We start from the raw sequence: 23,155 nt of genomic DNA, 5'->3' as shown, positions 1-23,155 counted from the left end.
AGTATCTGGCGCCCGAAGTTGGACTCGAACCAACGACCCCCTGATTAACAGTCAAGTGCTCTAACCGGCTGAGCTATTCGGGCGGGGAGGCGCATTGTACTGGTCGATTACAGGAAGATCAACACCTGTTTCACCAGCAGCTGGCAACGCCGCCGTCAGCCGTCTTGCGGTTGGCCTGGTCCACGCTCATCGTGCCGCAGCTGTCCTTGGCCTGCGTGCCCTGCGGGGTGGCGGTGATGGTGAAGCTGGTGCCATCCCCCTTGTAGTCCAGGTTGTAGCGCACGGTACCGCCATCACGCGGCGACACCTTGGTCGGCAGCGCGTAGCCGGTGTAGGAGTTGTTGCTGGTGTGGTAGCGCTCGGCACGCTGCGCGTACTCGGCCAGGTCCGCCTTCACCACCGCACGATGCGATCGGCGCACGTACTCCTGATAGGACGGAATGGCGATCGCCGCCAGAATGCCGATGACGATCACCACGATCATCAACTCAATCAGCGTGAAGCCAGCCGCGCGGCGAGGCATGGGAGTGTGCAACATGAGCGTGGATCCTCGCACTGGGGTTACTGGAGCTGGCGCCAGGACTGGCGACCGCACGGGTAAGGCAGATACAGCGACTGGCTGCCCGCCGCACCGACGGCCATCCAGCAGGTGCTGCCTCCGGGCGGCCCCTTGTTTTCCGTCGGACGTGGCAGCACGGACAACGAGACGTCACGCACCGGCGCGGTTCCCCCGGTCTTCAACGCGATCGCCGCGGTCCCTGATCCGGGCTGGCTACCGGCCGGCGAGCCGTAGCGGACGTTCTCCAGCATCGGCAGGCCGCTGATCGACGACAGTCCGAACAACCAGTTCGAGCCACTGGTCGAACAGCCGACCGTTTCCATGTTGGGCACATAGGTCGGCATGAAAACGATGCCACTGACCAGGGTCGGATTGCCAACCGCGCGCTCGCCATTGCCGGCAGGCAGCTGGATCATCCAGCCGCGCGCATTGGCTGGAGCCGCACCCGCCGTGATCTTGCGCTCATCGGCCCCTGCAGCGGCGGCTGCTGCCGTGTACGGAACCAGGTTGGCAGCGGTCACCGTCGAGGTCACCGTCTTGCCCGACAGATCGTTCACGGCATACAGCGCCTGCTGCGCCTTGTCATCCTTGTCGCTGGTGAACGAGAAGCTGCCGGTGCCGAAATACAGCATCACGCCACCGGAGGGCCCGGTCGCGGCGGTCATGCCACCGGTGATCGGCTGGCGGTAGGTCTTGTTGGAGGAGTCCTGGGCCGCCTGGCTGGTGAACATCGGCACGGTCAGCGTGGTATTCGCACTGCTGGTCAGGTCGAACTTCCACACCGCGCCACGCTGATCGGCTGCATAGACGGTGTCGGCCAGTCCATCACGGCCGCGCGCATCCTGGCTCGCGCCGGTCCAGCGATCGACCACGACCACATTGCCCAATCCATTGTCCCCGGAGATGCCGGCGCCTGAGGTGCCCTCGACCGCTTCGATCATCCGGATGTCGCCGGTGGCCATATCGACCACGAACAGCACCGCCTTGCCGTTGGCGCTGCCGTAGCCATTGCCGAAGATCGCCTTCCAGGCCACGCCGGTACCACTCTTCACCGGCACGATGACCGGCTTGCCCAGCACGAAGCCGATGTTGTTGCGTACCTCGTCCCTCAGCGACGAGTTGATGTCGCTGATTTCCCACAACACGTTGCCGGTGCCGAAGCTGTCCGGCGTGGTGACGTCCAGTGCGAACACCGAACGGCCACCGGCACCGGTGGTACCCACCAGGCTGGTCTGCCAGCTGCTGCCATTGAAGGTATCGGACACGGCAACCGGGCCATCGACGTAATAGCGATGACGGAACGTCTGATCGGCGGTGTCGGACTTATAGGGGAACAGCAGGTTGGCCATATGGCCCAGCGCGGTAGCCGGGATGTAGGCAAAGCTCTCCTTGCCACCCGTGCCATCCTGCTTGGCATCAGCCTTCATGCCGCCATCGAAGGCATGCAGCATGCCGTCGTTGGCACCGACATACACCATGTACCGCTGCGACTTGGCCTTGGTGGCCAGGTAGTCCGTATAGCTCTTGGCGTAGGTGCCACCGAGCTGGCGGTAACCGTAGTCGTCCAGCGGCGAGCTCACCACCGGCGCCGAATTGACGATGTCACCCAGCGGCGTGGTCCGGTCGCGGTACTTGCCGCCGTTGCGGACTTCGGTCGAGCTGTCGGCACTGAGATAGTTGATGGCGCTGGCCAGGTCGGCCTTGATCGTCGTCAGCTTGTCGCTGGAACAGACCAGCATCGTCGCGTACTTGCCGCTGGGCTTGCTGCACAGATCCTGCAGGCTGATGCGGGCGCTGTTGAAGTCCACCGGCGAACCCAGCTTGTTGGCCACGATCCGGCGACCGGACGATGTCAGGCGGCTGGAGGCTTCCCACACCTCGGTGAGTTCCGCCACCTGGTCGGCGTTGACCTTGACGCTGGATGCGGTCAGCTTGCTCGACCAGTCGGTGCCACTGTTGGTGATGTCATAGCGCGGGGTCACCGCCAGCGAGCCGGTGCCGATGCGCGCACCACTGATGCCGATCGTTCCCGACGGCGATGCACCACCGGTGATCGAAGACAGCACCCGGCGCATGGCCTCAGTGACATCTGCCGGGGTCTGTGCGTTGATGAATTCGCCACGGCTGTTCACGGCCGCGTGCCACAGTTCATCGATGACGGTACCGTCATCGACATTGATCGGGTTGCCGTTGCCGGCCCAGTTCGGCGGGTTCTTGTAGGGATCGTCGGTCGCTGCCTGGTTGACGCCATAGATCTTGCCCTGCGCGCCCAGGGTCACGCCGTAGAAATTCATGTGCAGGTCGGTCTGGCAGTCCAGGCGCTTCCAGTCCGGGCTGCTCTTGTCCAGCGAATTGCACTTGTCACTGACCGGCACCTGCCCGGCCGGGAAGCTGGTCCCGGTACGCAGGGGCGTGCGGGAACCGGCATAGGCCGCCGCCGCGATGTCGGCGATGGTATTGCTGTAGCCATCGGCGAACGGAATGGACGGCAGATGGGTCGAGTTCACCGAATCGGCATCACCGAAACCGCTGTTCGCCGTGTTGCCGGAGTTGGTGTAGCCGTCGGTGAACAGCATGCCGCCGTTGCGCTGGCAGGCCAGCTGGACCGGCGCGCCGCTATCGGTACGGCGGAACTGGTCCACCAGGTACTCCACGGCGCGACGATTGGGCGTGCCGCCACTGGCGGTCAACCCGTAGATCTGCGAGTACAGATCAGCACGGTTGGTGACCATGTCGTACATGGTCGCGTTGCTGAGCTTGTTGATGGTGAAGTAGCCCACGCGCATCGTGTCCACGCTGACCAGCGCGGCCGTCGACGAACCGACGATCGCCAGCACACGGTTGCGGTGGTACTGGAACCAGTTGGCAAAGTTCTGGATCGCGGCGTTGTAGGCCGCGGAACTTGAATAGTTGCCCGACTTGATCTGGTAGCGGCGCATGTCGCAGCCGGGGCCACATGCCCCTGCGATCAGCGGCCGGCTGGCATTGTCGGTCTTGTAGCCCGCCGGTGCCGGCGCCGCCGCTGGCAGGTAGAACGTGGCCGGGAAATAGGTCACCGCATAGGTGGTGTTGCCGGTGTTGCTGATCGCCGCCGTACTCCAGCCACGGCCGGTGTAATAGGAGTTACCGGTGCCGGACAGGTCGGGAATCCGCATGCCGCTGACGAACTGGAACTGCTCCGCCGTCGTGGAACGGTCGGTCGTCATGTTGTACACGGCGTTGTAACCGCGCTGGCCCGAACGCGGATCGGCGCGGGTCTGGGTGAGCACCGCGTCAGCCCAGAGCGTGCCATCGGCATTGGTCCACGGGCGGTAGGTCACGTCCGGGTTGAAGTAGCTGGCGTTGTAGACATGCGAACGGGCGAAGCCGTAGATGTCCAGCGGCGGAATGGCGCGACCCGGCGAATACTCCTTGTTGAAATCCGCGTGCGGGTACAGGTAGAGATAGCAGTCCACCGAGTTGTTGGCGCACGCCGTACCCACGCTGAAGAAGCTTCCATCGTTGTTGAAGAAGCTGCCGTTGCTGGAATTCCAGCGCATGCGGCCGTCACCACCGGGGAACATGCGCTCGAAGTTCATCGAACCCGAATCGTCCACCGCCATGATGAACGCCGGTGTCGCGCGCGTCTGCACGTTCATCGGCTCCTGCGCCAGCACGCCCTGCGCCTGTGCGGCAAACAGGGTATGCGCCAGATAGCCGCCAGCGGCCAAGACGGCAAGGCCAACGCCTGCCAGGATCCTGCGGTTGCGAGTGTTCATGGGCTCCCCACCCTCACAGCTTGAATACGGTATCGATCGCCGCACGCGACGTCGCATCACTGGTGGTATCACCGGCATACGTCGTGATCTGGTAGACCGGCGTTGGCTTCTCCACCGACTTGCCCATGTCCAGCGCACCCTCCCCCTGGATGCAGCCCTGGATTTCACGGACATAGATCGCCGGCTTGCTGCCCAGCTTGGTTTTCGCGACCCACCCCGAAGGATCGAAGCCGTCATCGCACTGCTGGCTGATGTCGGCGGACGTTACGGCCGGATTGGTACCGGCATCCTTCCGGTTGGCGATGTTCTCCACCGCGTTCTCGGCGCTGCGCGCCGCACCTTCGGCGTTCTGGAACGCCATGTTGGTCGCCCGGTAGCCGGCCGCCATGCGCTCCTGCATGCCGGCCACCTGCATGCCGATCACGCCCAGCAGGGCCAGCAGCACCAGCATGATCAGCGCGACGTAGAGCACGGCGCCCTGCTGCCGTGCCTGGGCAACGAAGGGACGGCGCCTGGAGGAAGGATGAGTGCGCATGGTCGTCAGTTCCCGAACAAGCGGTTGCGCAGCGCAACGGACGCTTCATAGGCGCCACGATGGCGCTGGTCGTAAGGATCGGCCGGGGCAAAACCCACCCCCAGGATGGCCGGATAGGTGGCCGCGCTGCCCGGCGCTTCGGCCGACGCACGCTGCGGACTGCGCGCCAGCAGGCCCACCTGCACCATGCCGACGCGGCGCCACTGCCCTGCGGCGGTCGCATCGGTGCCGGTGCTGACCGCACTGGCCACGCGCTGGTCGACGATGCGACCGGTCGGCGGCGTGGGCAGGGCAATGTTCGTGGTGGCATCCAGGCCGTACAGGAACTGCATGTTCTCGATGCCTTCCACCAGCTCCTCGCCATCGGCGTAGCCGCCGGCGCCATTGGCGCGTGCCCGGTAAAGCGCCGGCTCGCCATTGGGATTGGTCGCGATGTAGTACGCCATGCCATCGGCGCGATACAGCATGGTCATCGCGTTGTTGACCGAATAGTTGCTCAGGTCGACCTTGTCGACCTTCACCGTCGAACCGGTGATGGTGGCGGGGAATACGTCCGCACGGGTGCAGTCGGCCACGCCGAAGACCGTCGGCGTGCCTGCGGCATTGGCCTTCAGTCGGGCCATGCCATCACTGGAGACGGTCAGGGTAGTCGCGCCCGCGGCCACGGATATGCCGGTGACGACGGCCCCTTCCGGACTCATCAGGCGCAGCACCAGGATGTCGCTGCCCGGCAATGGTGCCGGCTTGAGGTTGGCAATGCTCTTCGGAACCGACTGCGCCGCACTCCACGCACGGCCCAGCGTCAGCGTGGCGCCCGGCGCCGTACCTGCAGCCTCGTATCCCTGCACGGGAACCGAGAAATCCTGCGGGTCGCCACTGCCCGAGCTGATGCCCAGGTGGTAGCCGACATCGCCGGTGTTCTTGACCACGTGGGCCTGGTCGTTGACGCAACCGAAATGGCCGGCCATGCGCAGGTCACGCTGCAGGAAATCCAGCGCGAAGCGCGCGTTCTCCTGGGTGCGGGCCGCGCCTTCGGACAGGCGTGACGCCGCACGCGAGGCGATGAATATCTGGGTGACGCCCAGCATCAGGACCAGGCCGATGACCATGGCGATCATCAGCTCGATCAGCGACAGGCCTCGGGCTCGCGAAATTGGACTCATGGGCGCGTTCACAGGAAGGTCGTCAGGCCGAAGGTGGTAAGGCTGTCGGGATCCTTGGGATCCCAGCGCTGGTCCCCCCAGCTGATGGCCACGGTGACCTGGCCGGTGCTCTGCACGAAGGTCACCTGTGCGCTGGCCTTTTCACCGAGCGTCCGCGCGACCTCGCACTGCCAGCGCGCCACGTTCGTCTTCGGCGTCACGGCGGCGCCGGTCGGCCAGGAACAGGCGCCGCTGGGCTTCACCGAGCCGGCCGAGAACGAGGCCGAGGAATAGGCGCCACCGGCCAGGGTGTCGGTGCGCTGGGCGCGCATCAGCTCGATCAGGTCGTTGGCCAGGTTGGTGGCCTGGGTACGGTAATTCGCGCTCTGCACGAAGCGGACGTTGGTGGTCTGCAGCAGGGCAAAGCCCAGCAGCCCGAATGCCAGGATCAGCACCGCCACCATCACTTCGATCAGGCTGAAGCCGCCCTGTGAAGACCGTGGGCGGGCCAGGTTGCGGCGGCTCATGAGCAGGTTCCCTTGGTCACCCGGACCTGGCCGGATTGGTTGATCGTCAGCGTGCTTTTCGATTCACCGGCCTTGCACGCATCCGGCGACAGCACCAGCGTCTGGTCAGCAACCGCCCGGCGCCGGCCGCGCCCGTCGAAGGCGATGACCGCACCCGGCGGACCCACCACGCTGAGCTGCGGGTTGCCCTGCGAAAAGCGCAGCGCGACATCATTACTGCCCATCTGGCCGTCGCCATCGAGGTCCGACCAGGCCAGTACGCCCTTGGACCAGTCGCCATCACAGGCCTTGCCATCGGCGCTGCCACAGACACCGCCACCGTTGCTGTTGCGGATGCCTTCACTGCGGGCCAGGTTGGCCAGCGCGATCAGTTCATTGTTGGCGGTCGCCAGCCGGTTCGAGCGGATCATCCCGCGGAAGCTCGGATAGGCGATCGACGCCAGGATCACGAAGACGGCCAGCGTGACCATCAGTTCAACCAGCGTGAAACCGTTTTGCCGGCGCAAAGACATTGGACGCTCCCCAGCGTGTTGGTGGCCACGATGGGCCATCGCCCCGCCACCGGCAAGCGGCGGCAGGATGAACGGTCAATCCGGGGCGACGGGCGTCAAAGGCTTGACGACCCGCCCTCCCCTGCCAGTGCCGGCGCGATCCCCATCGCGCCGGCCCGGATTCAGGCCAGCACCTGGTAGCAGGGCTGGTATTCGCCGGAGATCTTCATCCGGCGCTGCTCGACGAAGGCGCGCAGCAGCGCATCCAGCGCCTGCATCATGTCCGGGTCACCGTGGATCTGGAACGGCCCGAACTGCTCGATGCGGCGCATACCGTCTTCCTTCACGTTACCGGCCACGATGCCCGAGAACGCCCGGCGCAGGTCGGCCGCCAGCGCGTGCGGGGCACGCCCGTGATGCAGGTCCAGCGCCGCCATCGCCTCGTGGGTCGGCACGAACGGTTGCTGGTACTCCCACGGGATCTCGATCGACCAGTTGAAGAAGAACGAATCCTTCTGCGCCAGGCGGTGCTCGCGCACGCGCTTGATGCCGTTGGCCATCTTCTTGGCCACCGCCACCGGGTCACCGATGATGATCTCGTAGCGCTCGGCAGCCTCATCGCCCAGGGTCAGGCGGATGAAGCGATCGATCTGCTCGAAGTACGGCGCGGCCACGGTCGGGCCGGTCAGGATCAGCGGGAACGGCAGGTCCTTGTTCTCCTCGCGCAGCAGGATGCCGAGCAGGTACAGGATCTCTTCGGCGGTACCGACGCCACCGGCGAACACGATGATGCCGTGGCCGATGCGGACGAAGGCCTCAAGGCGCTTCTCGATGTCCGGCATGATCACCAGGTGGTTGACGATCGGGTTCGGCGACTCGGCGGCGATGATGCCCGGCTCGGTCAGGCCGATGTAGCGTGTCACGGTACGGCGCTGCTTGGCATGGGCGATGGTGGCGCCCTTCATCGGGCCCTTCATTGCGCCCGGGCCGCAGCCGGTGCAGATGTCCAGGCCGCGCAGGCCCAGCTCGTAGCCGACCTGCTTGGTATACAGGTACTCATCGCGCGAGATCGAGTGGCCGCCCCAGCACACCACCAGGTTCGGATCACCCGGGTTGAGGATGCGGGCGTTGCGCAGCAGGCCGAACACCGCATTGGTGATGCCCTCGGACGACTCCAGCTCGGCGGCGTAGGCCGGGCCCATCTCGATGGCCATGTAGGCCAGATCGCGCACGACGGCGAACAGCAGCTCGGCGACGCCGCGGATGATCTCGCCGTCGACAAAGGCCATCGCCGGTGCGTTGACCAGGTCGATGCGCACGCCGCGATCCTGCTGCGCCACCTGGATGTCGAAATCAGGGTAGAGATCGCGCGCGGCGCGCGGATCGTCCGAGGCGCTGCCGCTGGTCAGCACGGCCAGCGCGCAGCGACGCAGCAGCTCATGCATGCCGCCCGCGGAGGCATCGCGCAGGCGTGCCACCTCGGCCCGCGAGAGCACATCCAGCCCACCGCGCGGGTAGATCCGCGCATCCTGCACCGGCAGTGCACGGGCCGATTTTTCGTTCGTGGTCATGTCCAATTTTTCGCTTCCTTCAAGGTTTCCGACTGTACTGCCGCCCCCTTAAAAAGCAAAACGGCCGGGAAGCCCGACCGTTGGATATGTGCTTCCCGCGTTCGCCTTTCCGGGACCGCATCGGCGGCGTTGGCGCCGCGCACATTTCTGGATGCTACGCCCTTGCCTTGCACCCTGCAAGGACTTTCGCCTGAACGGGAAACGGCCGGGTTTCCCCGGCCGTTTCCGTTTACAGCACAGCTACGTCAGTGCATCAGAACTGGTAGCGGAAGCCCAGCTGCATCGACCACTGCGACACACCGACGTCGAAGCCGTCAGCATCCGAGTTGGCGACGCTCGGCAGGTCCGCGCCACGGTAGTTGTAGACGTACTTGCCGTTGTACAGGCCCTGCAGGCTGGCAACACGAGCGTTGGCGTAGAAGCCGTAGTCGTAGATGTTGCCCCACTTCTTGTTGAGCATGTTGCCGACGTTCTGGATGTCCAGCCAGATCTCCGACTTGTGGCCCTTCATGAAGCCCGGCAGCTGCTGGCTGATGCGGATGTCGAAGGTGTTGATCCAGCCGGTACGGAACTGGTTGGCCGGAGCCACCTGGCCTTCGTACTTGGCCAGCTGCGGGTTGGCCGCCAGCCAGTCGAAGAACGACTTCTCCATCGCCGCATCGGCGGTGAACTTGCCGGCGTTGGACAGGGTGCCGAACAGGACCTCGCCGCGACGCGGCACGTAGAACAGGTCGTTGCCCGAACGGCCGTCGCCGTTGGCGTCGTTCACATAGATGTAGCTGTACGGACGGCCGCTGCGGCCTTCGTACACCAGACCCACCTTGGTCTCGTAGTCGCCGAAGAACTTGTGCTTCCAGTTCAGCGAGCCCGACAGGCGGTCGCGGATCTGGTAGCGCGAGGTGTTCAGCATTTCCTCGTTGGCATTGAAGGCGTACTGGTAGCCCCAGCCCGAGCTGGCGGTGGAGCTGGTCAGGCTGCCCACTTCCTTGGCATCGGTGTAGGTGTAGCCCAGGTTCCAGGACCAGTCGCTGCTGGCGCTCCACGGCTTGCTCAGCGAGACGGTGAACTGCGAGGTACGACCCTGGTCGGTGTTGTCGATCAGGTAGACGTTGTTGAAGCCCTGTGCGGCATAACCATTGCGCGCATCGTTGGTGCCCCACGCCCTGCCGTCAGCCGAAGGCACGTAGTAGTTCACGCGACCATCGGCACCGACCTGACGGCCCTTGCCCAGGTTCAGGTGCTGGTAGTACAGGCCATCCTTGACCTTGGTCACCAGCAGCTCGGCCGAGGCGACCATGCCGTACCACGGCAGCTCGTGATCGAAGGCCAGGTTGGCCTTGTACAGCGACGGCAGCTTGAAGTCGCGACCGACGAAGTTGACGTTCTGCAGCGCACTGCCCGGGGTGGTCGGGACCGGCTGGTTGTCCTTGTCCGGATTGAACTTCTGACCGTTGTAGCGGCTGATGTTGTACGAGTCGTAGTTGAAGCCGGTGGTGGAGTAGCTGTTGCTGATCCACACCTGCGGCGCATCACCCTGGAACAGGCCGATGCCGCCGCGCAGCTGGGTCGGGCGCTCGGTGTCGAAGGTGTAGTTGAAGCCGAAGCGCGGCTGGATCAGGAACTTGCTCGGGAACACCGCACTGTTGTCATAACCGAAGACAGTCTGCGCCTTCTGGTTGTACGCCGGCGCCGGGCTCACCTTCGGACGGTCGCCGCGCAGGCCCATGGTCAGGGTCAGGTTGCTGTTGACGTACCAGGTGTCCTGCACGAACAGGGCAAGATTGCTGTACTTGTAGTCAGCCGCGATCGAGTTCGCGCTCTTTTCCTTGTTCAGCTGGTAGGTCTGCCACTGACCCTTGGCAAAATTGTCCAGGCCGTAGAAGGTGTAAGCACCCCACGAGCCAGCGCCGTAGTAGTTGTAGACATCGTTGGTGTCGTACGAACCACCGAACTTCAGGTCGTGGTTACCCAGGGTCAGCGTACCGGCGGCGTAGTAGTTCCACGCCTTGGTTTCCAGCACGTTGTTCTGCGAGTTGGTCTCGGTACCCAGGAACAGCGAGTCGCCTTCCGGCGTGGTCACATCGCCGCCGCGCGGGAAGTAGATGCGGATGCTCGGGGCATTGGTCGGCACCTGGCGGACGGCCGAGTACTCGCGGTACGAAGCCTTCAGCTCGGTCGAGAAGGTGTCGGACCAGTCGCTGAAGACCTGGGCGACGTAGCTCTCGTTGGTCTTGACGTGCTGGTACCAGTACGAGCTCAGCGACGCCTGCGAGGTCGAACCCATGCCGTTGATGCGCAGCTTGCTCTGCTCGAGCTTGCTGTAACGGATGTTGGCGCGGTGGTTCTCGTTGATGTTCCAGTCGAGCTTCAGTGCGTACTCTTCCAGATCGGTGTTGCCGTTGCTTTCGATACCGCCGGCATCGAAGCCATAGCCCTTGGCGATTTCCTGGGCACGGGTCACGTCAGCCATGCTGTAGTCAGCATTGGCCTTGCCCAGCGCAGTGCTGGACAGGTCGGCGCCCGGCGCGGACTGCTTGAACTTCTCGTAGTTGGCGAAGAAGAACAGCTTGTCCTTGACGATCGGGCCGCCCAGGGTCATGCCGTAGGTCTTTTCGTCGTTGAAACCGTTGAACTTCTTGCCTTCCGGGTTCTTGCCGAACCAGTCACCGTCACGGTAGGTGCCGTAGACCGAACCGTGGAATTCATTGGTACCGGACTTGGTCACCGCATTGACGGTGGCACCCGCAGCGCCAGCGATGCTGACGTCGTAGTTGGACAGGTTGATGTCCAGCGCTTCGATGGCTTCCATGGCGACCGGCTGGCGGCGGGTCGGCATGTTGTTGCCTTCCAGGCCGAAGGTGTCGCTGGCCGAGACGCCGTCGATGTTGATCGAGTTGTAGCGCGGGTTCTGGCCACCGGCCGAGATCGAGCCCGATGCGCGGTCGATGAAGGTCACGCGCGGGTCCAGGCGCATCAGATCCTGGATGTTGCCGCCGATGGACGGCGCAATCTCGATCTGCTCCTGGCTGATGTTGGTGCCCGAGCCCATCTTGGTGGCGCTGAACACTTCCGAGCCGCCGCCGACGGCGGTGACCTGCACGGTGTCCAGGTTGGTGGCCTTGGCCATGTCGCCGGTCAGGATGGCATTGATGGTGCCGGTCTGGTTCACGCCCAGGTAGACGCCATCTTCGGTCTTGGTGCCTTCACCCGGCTTGGTGATGGTGATGGTGTACGGACCACCCACGCGCAGGCCGCGCGCGTTGTAGCGACCCGCCGCGTCGGTCGTGGCGCGCGACACGGTGCCCGACTCGGTGTGGGTGATGGTGACTTCAGCACCGGCGACGGGCTGGCCGCCGCTGGTCACGACCTGGCCGCCGACACCGGCAGTGGTGGTCTGGGCGAAGGCGGGAGCGGCAGCAAGTGCAGCCACGAGACCAAGGGTAAGCTTGGACATCCGGAGTGGGTGGGTCATTTTTCGGTAGCCTCGATGCGAGTTGGCGATGGCGGAAAAAAAGCGCATCCAATCAGCCCTGCGGGTGGCTGGTCGGAGAGTTATCTGGGGTTCCCTACCGCTTGGCTGAAGGCAGCCATAACGGTTAACACTAGATTAACACGCTACGCCATCAATGTGACGGTTGTGCGACAAACGGCACCGGATCGCAACGCAATCGTGACGGGATCTTCATTCCGCCTTACGGTCGTCTTCACGCGTCGCCAGAGGCTCCGCTGGCATCGAGGATGCGGCCCCGCCAGGCGCTGCCGGCCGGGGAAAGCAGGGTCACCGCCGCGGCCGCCGCGGCTTCCGGAGCACGGGCAGCCGGGTCCTGATCGACGGAATAGGCGCGGGCCCGCAGCGCCGTGCGCAGCGGCCCCGGGTACAGACCGCTGACCCGCACCGGGCTGCGGCCCAACTCATCGTGCAGGCTGCCGATCAGGCCGCGCAGGCCATGCTGGGCCACGCCATAACCACCCCAATAGGCCTGCCCTACCCGCTCGGGCGCATCCACTGCGAATACCAGGGCGGCATCCTCGCGCTGCCGCAGCAGCGGCAGGCAAGCCTGGGCCAGCCAGGCCGGGGCGGTCAGGGTGACATGGACCGCGCGGGCGAAACTGGCCGGGTCGGCCAGCTCGAACGGGGTCAGGCCGGGGAAATGCGCGGCGCAGGCCAGCAGGCCATCCAGCCGCCCCAGCTCGCGCTGCAGGGCCTGGGCCAGTTCGGCATAGTCATCGGGGCCGGCGCCTTCCAGGTCCAGCGGGTACAGCAAGGGTTCCGGGCCGACCGCCTGGACCTGGGCATAGACCCGATCCAGCCGGCGCGGCTTGCGCCCCAGCAGGACCACGGTAGCCCCGGCCGCTGCAGCGGCAACCGCCGCGGCACTGCCCAGCCCGCCGCCGGCACCGGCAACCAGCACCACGCGGTCCTGCAACGGGCGGCCATCGAGCGCCCCGTCAGTCGGTGACGTCGACGGCCAGGCACTCATCCCTGGGTCGCCTCTTCGACGATGCGCTTGAGCTCGCCGGATTCAAACAGTTCCATGACGATGTCGCAGCCGCCGATCAACTCGCCGTTGATGAACAGCTGCGGGAAGGTCGGCAGGTTGGAGAAGCGCGGCAGGTTGGCGCGGATCTCCGGTTCTTCGAGCACGTTGACGGTGCGCAGGGTGACGGCGCCGGCGGCCATCAACGCCTGTACGGCGCGGCTGGAAAAGCCGCACATCGGGTACTGCGGGGTGCCCTTCATGAACAGCACGAGCGGGTAACGATCGACCTCGGCCTGGATTTGCTGCATTACCGCCACAACCACACTCCTTGCTTCGCCGGACAAACCGACCGTGATGGTCGGCTAGACTGCCCACGGTAGCCGCCATTGTAAGCGGATGGAACAGGCTGCCGCCGTCCCCTGGCCACGAACCTGTCCATGCCCGTCGAATTGCCCGCCCTGCCCTACCTCTCCGGCTCCCTGCAGCCCCATCTGTCCGCGCAGACCGTGGAGCTGCATCACGGTCGCCACCACCGCGCCTATGTCGACGCGGTCAACGCCGGCACCCTCGGCACCGAGTGGGAGGACGCGTCACTGGAAGAGATCGTGCGCCATGCCCAGGGCTCGCTGTTCGATGCAGCCGCCCAGGCCTGGAACCACGGTTTCTACTGGCAGTGCCTGCGCCCGCGCGGCGGCGGCGAACCGCAGGGCCGGCTGGGCGAGCTGGTGAAGCGCCAGTTCGGTGACGCGCAGCGCCTGCGCGAGGAGTTCAACCGCACCGCGCTGGGCCTGTTCGGCTCGGGCTGGGTGTGGCTGGTGCAGCACCCAGGTGGCCAGCTGGGCATCCAGGCCACCCGCAACGCGGGCACGCCCCTGACCGGTGACAGCACCCCGCTACTGTGCTGCGACGTATGGGAGCACGCTTACTACACCGACTACCAGAATGATCGCGCACGCTACCTGGACGCGTTCTGGCAGATGGTCAACTGGGAATTCGCCGAGAGCCAGCTGCGCTGAAGCGGCGACTCGACCACGGGTAGTGCCGGCCGCTGGCCGGCATCCCCATACGCGCACGGACATACCCGATCTGCCGGCCAGCGGCCGGCACTACCGGGAAACAGAACAGAGCTTCACGCGCTCTCGTGTGCGGCCACGGCGTCCATCACCCGTGCCGAATACACCAGCGCGGCGCCGGCATTGAGCGACACCGCCACACCGAGCGCCTCGGCGATTTCCTCGCGGCTGGCGCCATGCTTCAGCGCCGCGTCCACGTGCACGGTGATGCAACCGTCACAGCGGGTGGTCACCGCCACCGCCAGCGCGATCAGCTCACGGGTCTTGGCGTCAAGGTGGTTGGTCTGGGCACCGGCATTGGACAGGGTGGCGTAGCCCTTGACCGTGTCGGGCGAGAGCTTGCCGATCTCGCCGATGCGGCCCTTCAGTTCCTTGCGGTAGGCATTCCAGTCGAGCATGGTCGTGACTCCTGTGAAAGGAGCTCCACGCTACCACCGGCAATGTTGCGCCGATGGCTGCACCGATGCGTCACACCGTTGCAGCCATACAGGGGTGTGCCGGCCGCACGCCGGCACGCCCGCGTTCAGCGGTTGCGCAGCGCGTGCACCGCCGGTGCCACCTGGGCCTGGCGGTCCAGTTCCAGGCCCACCTGGTCCAACGCGTCGGCCAGTGCTGCGGCATCGTCATCGCGCAATGTGGCATGGCCGACCTTGCGGCCTTCGCGCGACTCCTTGCCATAGTCATGCCAGTGGCCACTGGCCTGGGCCAGCACCGGCAACGGGTCGGGCATCCGGCCCAGCCAGTTCAGCATGCAGGCATGGCCGAGCATGCGGGTGCTGCCCAGAGGCAGGCCCAGCACGGCGCGCAGGTGGTTCTCGAACTGCGAGGTCTCGCTGCCTTCGATGGTCCAGTGGCCGGAGTTGTGCACGCGCGGCGCCATCTCGTTGGCCAGCAGCTCACCATCACGGCAGAACAGTTCCAGCGCGAACACGCCGACGTACTGCAGGTGTTCGGCGACGCGACGGGCATAGCCGATCGCTGCCTGCCGCTCGGCGTCGGACAGCACGGCCGGGGCCACACTGGCCGACAGCACACCGTCGACATGCCAGTTGCCGGTGACCGGCCACGCCTCGAAGCTGCCATCGCGGCCGCGCACGGCGACCACGCTGACCTCGCGCTGGAAGGCCACGAAGCCTTCCAGGATCAGGCCGGTGCGCTCGACCTGCGCACCCAGCGCGTCCCACGCAGCATCGATGTCGGTTTCGCTGCGCAGGCGGAACTGCCCCTTGCCGTCGTAGCCCAGGCGGCGGGTCTTGAGGATGCACGGCAGGCCGAATTCGGCGGCCTTCGCCGCCAGCTCGTCACGGCTGCGGATGTCAGCGAAGGCCGGCAGCGGAATGCCCAGCTGCTGGAACAGGGTTTTCTCACTCAAGCGGTCCTGGGCCACGGCCAGTGCGGCCGGCGGCGGATAGACCGGCACGCGGTCGGCCAGGAACTGTGCACTGTCGGCAGGCACGTTCTCGAAATCGAAGGTGACCACATCGACCTTGGCGGCGAAGTCCGCCAGCGCCTGGCGGTCATCGAAGGCACCGACGGTGAGCGGCGCCAGCGGGCCGCTGCAGGCGTCGGCGGCCGGGTCGTACAGCTCGAAGCGCAGTCCCAGCGGCGCACCGGCCAGGACCATCATGCGGGCGAGCTGGCCGCCGCCCAGGATGCCGACGGTCAGGCTCATTGGCGCGGATCGTCGTGGGCCATCACGTCTTCGGTCTGGCGTGCGCGGAACGCGTCGAGCGCCTGGCCGATCGCCGGCTGGTCACTGGCCAGCATCGCGGCGGCGAACAGCGCAGCGTTGGAGGCGCCGGCATTGCCGATGGCGAAGGTGGCGACCGGAATGCCGGCCGGCATCTGCACGATCGACAGCAGCGAATCCATGCCGTTGAGGGCCTTGGACTGCACCGGCACACCCAATACCGGCACGGCGGTCTTGGCGGCGATCATGCCCGGCAGGTGGGCGGCCCCGCCGGCACCGGCGATGATCGCGCGCAGGCCTCGCGGGCCCGCCTGCTCGGCGTAACTGAACAACACATCCGGCGTCCGATGCGCGGACACCACCTTCACTTCGAACGGAACACCCAGGGCTTCAAGCTTCTGGGCGGCGTGCTGCATGGTTTCCCAGTCGGAACGGGAACCCATGACGATGCCGACAAGCGGCGCGATCGGGTTGGGGGTCATTGGCCGTCACCTGCCTTAAAGACGTATTCTAGCCGTCTTCCACGCAAGACGAAGAACCATGGATCGCAAGCTGCTCGACCTGCTGGTGTCGCCGGACACCCGCCAGCCCCTGTCCCTGCTGGATGGCAAGGGCCTGGAAGCCCTCAACAAGGCCATTTCCGCCGGCGCGGTGAACAAGGCCGATGGCAACCCGCTGGCGCAGCCGCTGCGCGAAGCGCTGGTCACCCGCGACCGCAAGCAGGTATTCCGCGTCGACGACGGCATCCCGGTGCTGCTGGCCGAAGAAGCCATCCCGACCGCCCAGATCGCCGACTTCCCGGCCGCATGAGCATGCTGCCGACGCCGGATGCGGCCGTTGTCGCCGCCGATGTCGCGCGTGCACTGGCCGAGGACCTGGGCAGCGGTGATGTCACCGCCGCCCTGCTGCCCGACCAGGCCGACAGCGCTTACCTGCTGTGCAAGCAGGACGGAGTGATTGCCGGCCGCCCCTGGTTCGACGCCACCCACCGCGCGCTCGACCCGGACGTGCGCATCGACTGGCAGGTTGCCGAAGGCGACGCGGTCACCGCAGGCACCGTGCTGGCCCTGCTGCACGGGCGCAGCCGCAGCCTGGTCAGCGCCGAGCGCACTTCGCTGAACTTCCTGCAGACGCTGTCCGGCACCGCCACGACCACCGCACGCTACGTGGCGGCCGTGGCCGGCACTGGCACGCGCATCCTCGACACCCGCAAGACCCTGCCCGGCCTGCGCCTGGCGCAGAAGTACGCGGTGCGCTGCGGCGGTGGCGAGAACCATCGTTTCGGCCTGTACGACACGGTGATGCTGAAGGAAAACCACATCCGCGCAGCCGGTTCGCTGGCCGCCGCCGTGGCGGGCGCACGCCGGCAGTGGCCCGCGCTGCCGCTGGTGGTCGAAGTGGAGGACCTGGCGCAGCTGCGCCAGGCGCTCGAAGCCGGTTGCGAACGCATCCTGCTGGACGACTTCAGCCCCGACCTGCGCCGCGAGGCAGTGCGCATCACGGCCGGCCGCATTCCGCTGGAAGTGTCCGGCAGCGTCGGCCTGGGCGGTCTGCGCTCGATCGCCGAGGATGGCGTCGACTGCATTTCCATCGGTGGCCTGACCAAGCACGTGCAGGCCATCGATCTGTCGTTGAAGCTCGGCCCGCCGCCGGGCTGAGGCCTGGCCCGGGGTCAGATCCCTTCTCAATGGGAAAAGGGATCTGACCCCGTTCTCACACCCGGCGTTCACGACAGCGCTGCGACGCTGCAGGCATCCCCCACAGGAGCCGCGCATGCGCCGGATGCTCTTGCCTGCCTGTCTGCTGCTGGCTGCGGCACCGCTGTCCGCAGCGGCCGCCGAAGCCTGCGATGTGCCGCCCCGCTTCGGCCTGAGCCCGTTGGCGGTGGCCATCCGCAATACCGCCTGCAATGAACACCGGCTCTGGTTCCGGCCCTTCATCGATCGCGATGGCCGCGCCGCCAGTCTCAGCGTCACCGAAGCCGAAAGCGATCACTTGGCCGACAACGGGCTGATCGCCTGGCAGCGCGTGGCCGGCTACTGGCGCAACAGCGGCACGCTCAACGCAATGGGCAGCATCGCCGGCGCCAGCAGCTGTCTGGCACCGCTGGGCACGCGCTACACCGACAGCGACTGCCGCGCCTTCCTGATCGACAACCCGTGGTCGGCCGCGTTCATTTCCTGGGTGATGGTGCAGTCCGGCGTTCCCGGCTTCAACACGTCGCCACGCCACATCGACTACATCCGCGCCGCGTACCAGGGCGGACCCTCGGGCGTGCCGTACCGGCTGGTCGACCCGGCCACGGCCAAACCCGCGCCTGGCGATCTGCTGTGCTTCCTGCGTGACCGCAGCAGCACGCTCAGTTACAGCGGACTTGTGCAGGCGCTGGGCAATGGCTCGGTTGGCCACTGGAAATCGCATTGCGAAGTGGTGGTGGCCGCCAACCTCGGCGGCGACCAGACCCTGTACCTGGTCGGTGGCAACGTGATGAACACCGTGGCGATGCGGCTGCTGCCGCTGGAGCGCACCGGACTGATCAAGCTGCCGCCGGCGCGCGAACGCAACAGCACCGGCATCGACCCCAGCTGCACGCCGGGCCGCGAGGACGAATGCAGTTTCAACCGCCAGGACTGGGCAGCGCTGCTGCAGCTGACTGCCACATCGCCCGTAGTGATGCCCTCGCCCACTGCCACACCGGCACAGACCGCTCCGGCGCCGCAACCGGTCGTCGTGCCCGCGCAGCCGGTGTCTGGCGAACCACAACCGCAGCGGTGAATGCAGCGCTTGATCCAGCGCGCGTTCGCCGCCATCTTTGCGGGATCGACCTCTGACGGCTGACGCCATGCCCACCCTGCTGCTGTTGCTGATTGCCGGCGGAATCATCTACTTCTTCTGGAACGCCGCACGCTCGGCCGCCGAGCGCGCGGTCGAGCTGGGCCGCAATGCCTGCCGCGCCGCCGATGTGCAGTGGCTGGACCAGGCGGTGCACGCCACCGGCCTGCGACTGTCGCGTGGCGAGGATGGACGGCTCGGTTTCGAGCGCACCTTCAAGTTCGAATATTCCTACGATGGCATCGATCGCCACGTGGGCCGCATGGTGCTGCGCGGCGACCAGCTGATCTCGTTCACCGGCCCCGGTGCCGCGCGGATCAGCCAGATCCGGCCGGATGCGGAGGATGCCGAGGACGTATAAGGGCTTTGAGTGCCGACCAACGGTCGGCACCCACCGGTAAATCCTGCAAAGAAAAACGCCGCCCATCGGGGCGGCGTCGGAATGGTTACTTGACCACGCGCAGGTTCGGGCGGCCCTTCGGCGGCGGACTGGCCGGCGGCGTATCGTCCGGCGGCGTGCCTTCCTCGTGCAGCAGCTCATCGCTGGTCGGTGCGGTTTCGTTGCCCGGAATGTCATCCGGCAGCGCCATGCCCTGCCCGGTCTCGCGGGCATAGACCGCCAGCACGGCACTGATCGGCACCTGCACCGGGTAGCTGGTGCCGGAGAAGCGGGCCGAGAAGCTCACCATTTCGTTGTCGATCATCAACCGCACGACGGCACGTTCGGCGATGTTGAGCACGACCCGGCCATCCTTGACCGCCGAAGGCGGGACCTGCACGCCGGGGACGCCGGCGTCGACCAGGATGTGCGGGGTCAGCTGGTTGTCGTTGATCCATTCCACCAGCGCCCGCAGCAGGTACGGGCGGTGGCTGGTCATGTGGAAGAAGTCTTCGGTCATGCGTGAAGTGTACGCGCCCGGCGCCCCGCCGGGGCGGATCGCCTGCACGCCGGTCGGCGTGCAGACGGGTTACGCAAGGTCGGATCAGACCGGCAGATCGCGCAGCTTCTTTTCCTGGTCGGTCAGGCTGCGGACGAAACCCGGGTGGCGGAAGATGCGGTTGCCATAGTCCTCGATCGCCTTGCCATCCTTCGGCAGCGGCACGTCCAGCGACTGCAGTCGCCAGATGATCGGCGCCATCGCGCAGTCGGCCAGGCTCATTTCCGGATTGAGGAAGAACTTGCTGGCCTTGAACAGCGGCAGCGAGGCGGTCAGCAGTTCCTTCAGGCGCTTGCGGCCGGCCTCGGCCTGGGTCTTGTTGCCCAGCTGGATGGCCTGCACCTGCGGTACCCAGTCGTGCTCGATGCGCAGCATGGCCAGGCGGATGCGCGCACGCGAGAGCGGATCGACCGGCATCAGCGGCGGATGCGGGTAGCGTTCGTCCAGGTATTCGCTGACTACCGACGCGGCGTACAGCACCAGCTCGCGCTCGACCAGGGTCGGAACCGAGTGGTAAGGATTGAGGTCGATCAGGTCTTCAGGCGGGTTCTGCGGATCGACCGGAACGAAGTCGAAGGTGACCCCCTTGGCCGCCAGCACCAGGCGTACCCGGTGGCACAGTACGTCGTCGTTCGAGGAAAACAGCGTCAGTGTATTGCGCATGCGTACGCTCGCCGCCATCAAAGGCTCTCCCACGACAGGAGACCGCCTGCCGCATCGGCGCCGCCGGCACCGTGCCAGCGGTCGACTCCTCCCCGAGTGTGCAACCGACCATCACAAAAGCCAATAGGCCCGTGCGATGGCCGGCGGCAGAATCAGTGAACGTCCTTCCAGTATTCCTTCTTCAACAGGTACAGCAGGAAGGTCAACAGGGCCAGGAACAGGATCACCCAGACGCCCAGCTGCTGGCGCTTGAGTGCGGACGGTTCGCCGGCGTATTCGAGGAAGTTGGTGATGTCCCGCACGGCCTGGTCGTACTGGCCGGCATCCACCGAACCGGGCGTTTCGATGCGCAGGCCGGTCACCGGCGGGTCCATGCCGGGGGCCTCGGGCTTGCCATGCACGGCATGCTGCAGGCCCTGCATCTCCCACAACGGGTTGGGCATGGAGGCATTGGCGAACAGCGCGTTGTTCCAGCCCAGGGGCCGGCTGCTGTCCAGGTAGAACGACTTGAGATAGGTGTAGACCCAGTCGCTGCCGCGTACCCGCGCGATCAGGCTGAGGTCCGGCGGCATCTTGCCGAACCACTTCTCGGCGTTCTCCTTGGGCATCGCCACCGGGATCGGGTCGCCGATCGCCGAGCCGGTGAAGTTGAGGTTGTTCATCACCTCTTCTTCGGTCAGGCCCAGGTCCTGCGCCATCCGCGAATAGCGCAGGTACTTCAGCGCATGGCAGCCGGAGCAATAGTTCATGTACAGCTGCGCGCCGCGCTGCAGCGAGGCGCGGTCACCGAGGTCGTTGCCGGCCTGCAGCAGCTTGGTGCCGCCCTCGGCGGCGGAGGCCAGGAAACTGCCCAGCATCAGGGTGGCCGCCAGGGCCAGCCGGACCATCCAGCGCTCAGTCATGCGTGGTCACCCTCTCCGGTACCGGCTTGGTCTTGTCCAACCTTGTCCATAGCGGCATGGTGATGAAGAACGCGAAGTACAGGAAGGTCAGCACCCGCCCGATGTAGGTCTCGTGCACGTCGGTGCCCGGGCCGGAACCGATCACGCCCAGCCACACGAAGCACACCGCCAGCACGCCCAGCATCACCTTCGAGATCCAGCCGCGGTAGCGCACCGACTTCACCCGCGCCTTGTCCAGCCACGGCACCAGGAACAGGATCGCGATGGCCGAGAACATCACCAGCACGCCGCCCAGCTTGTTCGGCACCACGCGCAACATCGCGTAGTAAGGCGTGTAATACCAGACCGGCTTGATGTGCTCCGGCGTCACCAGGCGGTTGGCCTCGGTGAAGTTGTCATGCTCCAGGAACAGGCCGCCGAAACCGGGCGCGAAGAAGATGATGAAGGCGGCGATGATCAGCAGGAAGCCGGCGCCGACGCCATCCTTGAGCGTGTAGTACGGGTGGAACGGAATGCCGTCGGCCGGTGCGTTCGGCGACCAGCGGTTGCCCTTCGGCCCCTTCTTGATCTCCACGCCATCCGGGTTGTTCGACCCCACTTCGTGCAGCGCGCCCAGGTGCAGCACCACCAGCAACAGCAGCACCAGCGGCAGTGCGATGACGTGCAGCGCGAAGAAGCGGTTGAGCGTGGCGTCACTGGGCAGGTAGTCGCCCATGATCCATTCGGTCAGGCCGTTGCCGATCACGGGTATCGCGCCGAACAGCGAGATGATCACCTTGGCGCCCCAGAACGACATCTGGCCCCACGGCAGCACGTAGCCCATGAAGGCTTCGGCCATCAGCACCAGGTAGATCAGCATGCCCAGGATCCACACCAGCTCGCGCGGCTTCTGGTAGCTGCCGTACAGCAGGCCGCGGAACATGTGCAGGTAGACCACGATGAAGAACAGCGAGGCACCGGTGGAGTGCATGTAGCGGATCAGCCAGCCCCACTCCACATCACGCATGATGTATTCGATGGAGCCGAACGCCTCGGCGGCGTTGGTCTTGTAGTGCATCGTCAGGAAGATGCCGGTGACGATCTGGTTGACCAGCACCAGCAGCGCCAGCGAACCGAAGTAGTACCAGATGTTGAAGTTCTTCGGCGCGTAGTACTCGGTGACGTGCTTGCGGTAGACCGGCATCAGGCCCGGCGCGCGGGCGTTGACCCAGTCGGCCACGCCGCTGGCGGTACGAGCGAGGATATTGGCCATCAGGCTGCCCCCTGCGGATCGACACCGATGATGATGGTGTTGTCGTCCTGGTAGTGGTGCGCGGGCACCTTCAGGTTGATCGGCGCCGGCACGTCCTTGAAGACGCGGCCGGACATGTCGAAGCGCGACTTGTGGCAGGGGCAGAAGTAGCCGCCCTTCCACTGCGGGTCATAGGGTTCGGGCCGGATCTCGGCGACCATTTCCGGCGAGCAGCCCAGGTGCGTGCACAGGCCGACCAGCACCGAGATGTCCGGTTTGATCGAGCGCAGCTCGGGGTTCTGCTTCAGCACGTAGTCCGGCTGCTGGTCCTTCTCTCCGGACTCGGGGTCCTTGAGGCGGCCATCCAGCCCGTGCAGCGCATCGAGGATCGCCTTGGACCGCTTGACGATCCAGATCGGCTGGCCACGCCACTCCACGATCAGGCGTTGGCCTTCCTGCAGGGCGCTGATGTCGGCCACCACCGGTGCGCCGGCAAGCTTGGCACGGGCACTGGGGTTCCAGGATTTGATGAAAGGAACTGCGGTGAATCCGACGCCGACGGCGCCCACCACGGCTGTGGTGGCAGAAAGAAAACGCCGACGTCCGGTGTTGACTGGATCGTGTACCCCATCGTTGGCCATCCGGCACTCCGATATTGATTAGGTAGCTTTAAGGCTGCCAGCGGATCCGGTGGGGGCCAGAGCCGCATTGAATCATGGGCGAGTGTAGCGGAACCGTCGCGCGCCACACAACGCATTGCAA

General features: G+C 65.8%; 23 protein-coding genes and 1 tRNA gene. 5 read left to right on the top strand and 19 right to left on the bottom strand.

The window, feature by feature from the left end; all coding sequences use genetic code 11:
• Nucleotides 1-6: 6 nt before the first annotated feature.
• The 11 genes from ACUZUJ_RS07270 to grxD form a co-directional block, all read right to left on the bottom strand.
• A tRNA-Asn gene (locus ACUZUJ_RS07270) sits at nt 7-83 on the bottom strand.
• 47 nt (nt 84-130) lie between these two features.
• On the bottom strand, nt 131-538 hold the full coding sequence (locus ACUZUJ_RS07265) for a type IV pilin protein (protein ID WP_014036610.1): 408 nt from the start codon (nt 536-538) through the stop codon (nt 131-133).
• 23 nt (nt 539-561) lie between these two features.
• Nucleotides 562-4,317, bottom strand: coding sequence for a pilus assembly protein (locus ACUZUJ_RS07260; RefSeq protein WP_049446008.1), 3,756 nt, complete (start codon nt 4,315-4,317; stop codon nt 562-564).
• Between the two features lie 13 nt (nt 4,318-4,330).
• The gene (locus ACUZUJ_RS07255) at nt 4,331-4,852 is read right to left on the bottom strand and encodes a pilus assembly PilX family protein (protein WP_049446006.1); all 522 of its coding nucleotides are present in this window, start codon (nt 4,850-4,852) and stop codon (nt 4,331-4,333) included.
• A gap of 5 nt (nt 4,853-4,857) precedes the next feature.
• Complete coding sequence (locus ACUZUJ_RS07250) at nt 4,858-6,015, bottom strand: PilW family protein (RefSeq protein ID WP_049446004.1); 1,158 nt, start codon at nt 6,013-6,015, stop codon at nt 4,858-4,860.
• Nucleotides 6,016-6,023: 8 nt separating this feature from the next.
• Nucleotides 6,024-6,521, bottom strand: a complete 498-nt coding sequence (gene pilV / locus ACUZUJ_RS07245; RefSeq protein WP_014036606.1) for a type IV pilus modification protein PilV — start codon at nt 6,519-6,521, stop codon at nt 6,024-6,026.
• Nucleotides 6,518-7,033, bottom strand: coding sequence for a pilus assembly FimT family protein (locus ACUZUJ_RS07240; RefSeq protein ID WP_014036605.1), 516 nt, complete (start codon nt 7,031-7,033; stop codon nt 6,518-6,520). Before ACUZUJ_RS07240 ends, pilV begins: the two co-directional genes overlap by 4 nt.
• A 161-nt stretch (nt 7,034-7,194) precedes the next feature.
• Nucleotides 7,195-8,583: a nucleotide 5'-monophosphate nucleosidase PpnN gene (gene ppnN, locus ACUZUJ_RS07235; protein ID WP_014036604.1), complete on the bottom strand. Its 1,389-nt coding sequence runs from the start codon at nt 8,581-8,583 to the stop codon at nt 7,195-7,197.
• Between the two features lie 253 nt (nt 8,584-8,836).
• Nucleotides 8,837-12,037, bottom strand: a complete 3,201-nt coding sequence (locus tag ACUZUJ_RS07230; protein ID WP_049446001.1) for a TonB-dependent receptor — start codon at nt 12,035-12,037, stop codon at nt 8,837-8,839.
• 250 nt (nt 12,038-12,287) lie between these two features.
• Entirely contained in the window at nt 12,288-13,064 is a 777-nt protein-coding gene (locus ACUZUJ_RS07225; RefSeq protein WP_049445999.1) for an SDR family NAD(P)-dependent oxidoreductase, read from the bottom strand.
• The gene (grxD, locus tag ACUZUJ_RS07220; RefSeq protein WP_005415957.1) at nt 13,061-13,381 is read right to left on the bottom strand and encodes a Grx4 family monothiol glutaredoxin; all 321 of its coding nucleotides are present in this window, start codon (nt 13,379-13,381) and stop codon (nt 13,061-13,063) included. Before grxD ends, ACUZUJ_RS07225 begins: the two co-directional genes overlap by 4 nt.
• 120 nt (nt 13,382-13,501) lie before the next feature.
• Between grxD and ACUZUJ_RS07215 the strand changes: the two genes are divergently transcribed.
• Entirely contained in the window at nt 13,502-14,080 is a 579-nt protein-coding gene (locus ACUZUJ_RS07215) for a superoxide dismutase (protein WP_014036601.1), read from the top strand.
• 113 nt (nt 14,081-14,193) lie between these two features.
• Here the strand turns inward: ACUZUJ_RS07215 and ACUZUJ_RS07210 are convergent, their stop codons facing one another.
• From ACUZUJ_RS07210 to purE, 3 genes are all read right to left on the bottom strand, one after another.
• On the bottom strand, nt 14,194-14,535 hold the full coding sequence (locus ACUZUJ_RS07210) for a carboxymuconolactone decarboxylase family protein (RefSeq protein WP_008268125.1): 342 nt from the start codon (nt 14,533-14,535) through the stop codon (nt 14,194-14,196).
• Between the two features lie 125 nt (nt 14,536-14,660).
• Entirely contained in the window at nt 14,661-15,809 is a 1,149-nt protein-coding gene (locus ACUZUJ_RS07205; RefSeq protein ID WP_119007605.1) for a 5-(carboxyamino)imidazole ribonucleotide synthase, read from the bottom strand.
• Entirely contained in the window at nt 15,806-16,309 is a 504-nt protein-coding gene (gene purE / locus ACUZUJ_RS07200; protein WP_005412808.1) for a 5-(carboxyamino)imidazole ribonucleotide mutase, read from the bottom strand. Before purE ends, ACUZUJ_RS07205 begins: the two co-directional genes overlap by 4 nt.
• A gap of 58 nt (nt 16,310-16,367) precedes the next feature.
• Here purE and ACUZUJ_RS07195 point away from each other — a divergent pair, with 58 nt between their 5' ends.
• The 4 genes from ACUZUJ_RS07195 to ACUZUJ_RS07180 all read left to right on the top strand — a co-directional run bounded on the left by ACUZUJ_RS07195 (nt 16,368) and on the right by ACUZUJ_RS07180 (nt 19,020).
• Nucleotides 16,368-16,637, top strand: a complete 270-nt coding sequence (locus ACUZUJ_RS07195) for a Trm112 family protein (protein WP_005408847.1) — start codon at nt 16,368-16,370, stop codon at nt 16,635-16,637.
• Nucleotides 16,634-17,485: a carboxylating nicotinate-nucleotide diphosphorylase gene (nadC, locus tag ACUZUJ_RS07190; protein ID WP_119007604.1), complete on the top strand. Its 852-nt coding sequence runs from the start codon at nt 16,634-16,636 to the stop codon at nt 17,483-17,485. The genes ACUZUJ_RS07195 and nadC overlap by 4 nt, the downstream gene beginning before the upstream one ends.
• A 115-nt stretch (nt 17,486-17,600) precedes the next feature.
• Nucleotides 17,601-18,602 carry a DUF2272 domain-containing protein gene (locus ACUZUJ_RS07185; RefSeq protein WP_101765226.1) on the top strand — a complete coding sequence of 334 codons (1,002 nt, stop codon included), beginning with the start codon at nt 17,601-17,603 and terminating at the stop codon, nt 18,600-18,602.
• A 67-nt stretch (nt 18,603-18,669) separates the two neighbouring features.
• Nucleotides 18,670-19,020: a DUF3301 domain-containing protein gene (locus tag ACUZUJ_RS07180; RefSeq protein WP_049423257.1), complete on the top strand. Its 351-nt coding sequence runs from the start codon at nt 18,670-18,672 to the stop codon at nt 19,018-19,020.
• Nucleotides 19,021-19,105: 85 nt separating this feature from the next.
• On the opposite strand, the gene ACUZUJ_RS07175 is transcribed toward ACUZUJ_RS07180, so the two are convergent.
• From ACUZUJ_RS07175 to petA, 5 genes are all read right to left on the bottom strand, one after another.
• On the bottom strand, nt 19,106-19,558 hold the full coding sequence (locus tag ACUZUJ_RS07175; RefSeq protein ID WP_005412806.1) for a ClpXP protease specificity-enhancing factor: 453 nt from the start codon (nt 19,556-19,558) through the stop codon (nt 19,106-19,108).
• A gap of 84 nt (nt 19,559-19,642) precedes the next feature.
• Nucleotides 19,643-20,278, bottom strand: coding sequence for a glutathione S-transferase N-terminal domain-containing protein (locus ACUZUJ_RS07170; RefSeq protein ID WP_005408842.1), 636 nt, complete (start codon nt 20,276-20,278; stop codon nt 19,643-19,645).
• 134 nt (nt 20,279-20,412) lie between these two features.
• Nucleotides 20,413-21,162, bottom strand: a complete 750-nt coding sequence (locus tag ACUZUJ_RS07165) for a cytochrome c1 (protein ID WP_014036596.1) — start codon at nt 21,160-21,162, stop codon at nt 20,413-20,415.
• Nucleotides 21,155-22,414: a cytochrome b gene (locus ACUZUJ_RS07160; RefSeq protein ID WP_005415946.1), complete on the bottom strand. Its 1,260-nt coding sequence runs from the start codon at nt 22,412-22,414 to the stop codon at nt 21,155-21,157. The genes ACUZUJ_RS07165 and ACUZUJ_RS07160 overlap by 8 nt, the downstream gene beginning before the upstream one ends.
• Nucleotides 22,414-23,034, bottom strand: coding sequence for a ubiquinol-cytochrome c reductase iron-sulfur subunit (petA, locus tag ACUZUJ_RS07155; protein ID WP_004151998.1), 621 nt, complete (start codon nt 23,032-23,034; stop codon nt 22,414-22,416). The genes ACUZUJ_RS07160 and petA overlap by 1 nt, the downstream gene beginning before the upstream one ends.
• Between the last annotated feature and the right edge of the window lie 121 nt (nt 23,035-23,155).

Source organism: Stenotrophomonas sp. S4, assembly GCF_054187805.2.
Note: the sequence above shows the minus strand (reverse complement) of the source record. Positions and strands in the feature narration are given on the sequence as shown.

Coding starts and splice junctions, on each gene's coding strand:
- ACUZUJ_RS07175 (WP_005412806.1), bottom strand. CDS start 19,558: ATGACCGAAGACTTCTTCCACATGACCAGCCACCGCCCGTACCTGCTG.
- ACUZUJ_RS07230 (WP_049446001.1), bottom strand. CDS start 12,037: ATGTCCAAGCTTACCCTTGGTCTCGTGGCTGCACTTGCTGCCGCTCCC.
- ACUZUJ_RS07210 (WP_008268125.1), bottom strand. CDS start 14,535: ATGCTCGACTGGAATGCCTACCGCAAGGAACTGAAGGGCCGCATCGGC.
- ACUZUJ_RS07240 (WP_014036605.1), bottom strand. CDS start 7,033: ATGTCTTTGCGCCGGCAAAACGGTTTCACGCTGGTTGAACTGATGGTC.
- purE (WP_005412808.1), bottom strand. CDS start 16,309: ATGACCCCCAACCCGATCGCGCCGCTTGTCGGCATCGTCATGGGTTCC.
- ppnN (WP_014036604.1), bottom strand. CDS start 8,583: ATGACCACGAACGAAAAATCGGCCCGTGCACTGCCGGTGCAGGATGCG.
- ACUZUJ_RS07205 (WP_119007605.1), bottom strand. CDS start 15,809: ATGAGCCTGACCGTCGGCATCCTGGGCGGCGGCCAGCTCGCCCGCATG.
- ACUZUJ_RS07255 (WP_049446006.1), bottom strand. CDS start 4,852: ATGCGCACTCATCCTTCCTCCAGGCGCCGTCCCTTCGTTGCCCAGGCA.
- ACUZUJ_RS07195 (WP_005408847.1), top strand. CDS start 16,368: ATGGATCGCAAGCTGCTCGACCTGCTGGTGTCGCCGGACACCCGCCAG.
- ACUZUJ_RS07215 (WP_014036601.1), top strand. CDS start 13,502: ATGCCCGTCGAATTGCCCGCCCTGCCCTACCTCTCCGGCTCCCTGCAG.
- pilV (WP_014036606.1), bottom strand. CDS start 6,521: ATGAGCCGCCGCAACCTGGCCCGCCCACGGTCTTCACAGGGCGGCTTC.
- ACUZUJ_RS07250 (WP_049446004.1), bottom strand. CDS start 6,015: ATGAGTCCAATTTCGCGAGCCCGAGGCCTGTCGCTGATCGAGCTGATG.
- ACUZUJ_RS07265 (WP_014036610.1), bottom strand. CDS start 538: ATGTTGCACACTCCCATGCCTCGCCGCGCGGCTGGCTTCACGCTGATT.
- ACUZUJ_RS07165 (WP_014036596.1), bottom strand. CDS start 21,162: ATGACTGAGCGCTGGATGGTCCGGCTGGCCCTGGCGGCCACCCTGATG.
- petA (WP_004151998.1), bottom strand. CDS start 23,034: ATGGCCAACGATGGGGTACACGATCCAGTCAACACCGGACGTCGGCGT.
- ACUZUJ_RS07260 (WP_049446008.1), bottom strand. CDS start 4,317: ATGAACACTCGCAACCGCAGGATCCTGGCAGGCGTTGGCCTTGCCGTC.
- ACUZUJ_RS07185 (WP_101765226.1), top strand. CDS start 17,601: ATGCGCCGGATGCTCTTGCCTGCCTGTCTGCTGCTGGCTGCGGCACCG.
- ACUZUJ_RS07160 (WP_005415946.1), bottom strand. CDS start 22,414: ATGGCCAATATCCTCGCTCGTACCGCCAGCGGCGTGGCCGACTGGGTC.
- ACUZUJ_RS07180 (WP_049423257.1), top strand. CDS start 18,670: ATGCCCACCCTGCTGCTGTTGCTGATTGCCGGCGGAATCATCTACTTC.
- nadC (WP_119007604.1), top strand. CDS start 16,634: ATGAGCATGCTGCCGACGCCGGATGCGGCCGTTGTCGCCGCCGATGTC.
- ACUZUJ_RS07170 (WP_005408842.1), bottom strand. CDS start 20,278: ATGGCGGCGAGCGTACGCATGCGCAATACACTGACGCTGTTTTCCTCG.
- ACUZUJ_RS07225 (WP_049445999.1), bottom strand. CDS start 13,064: ATGAGTGCCTGGCCGTCGACGTCACCGACTGACGGGGCGCTCGATGGC.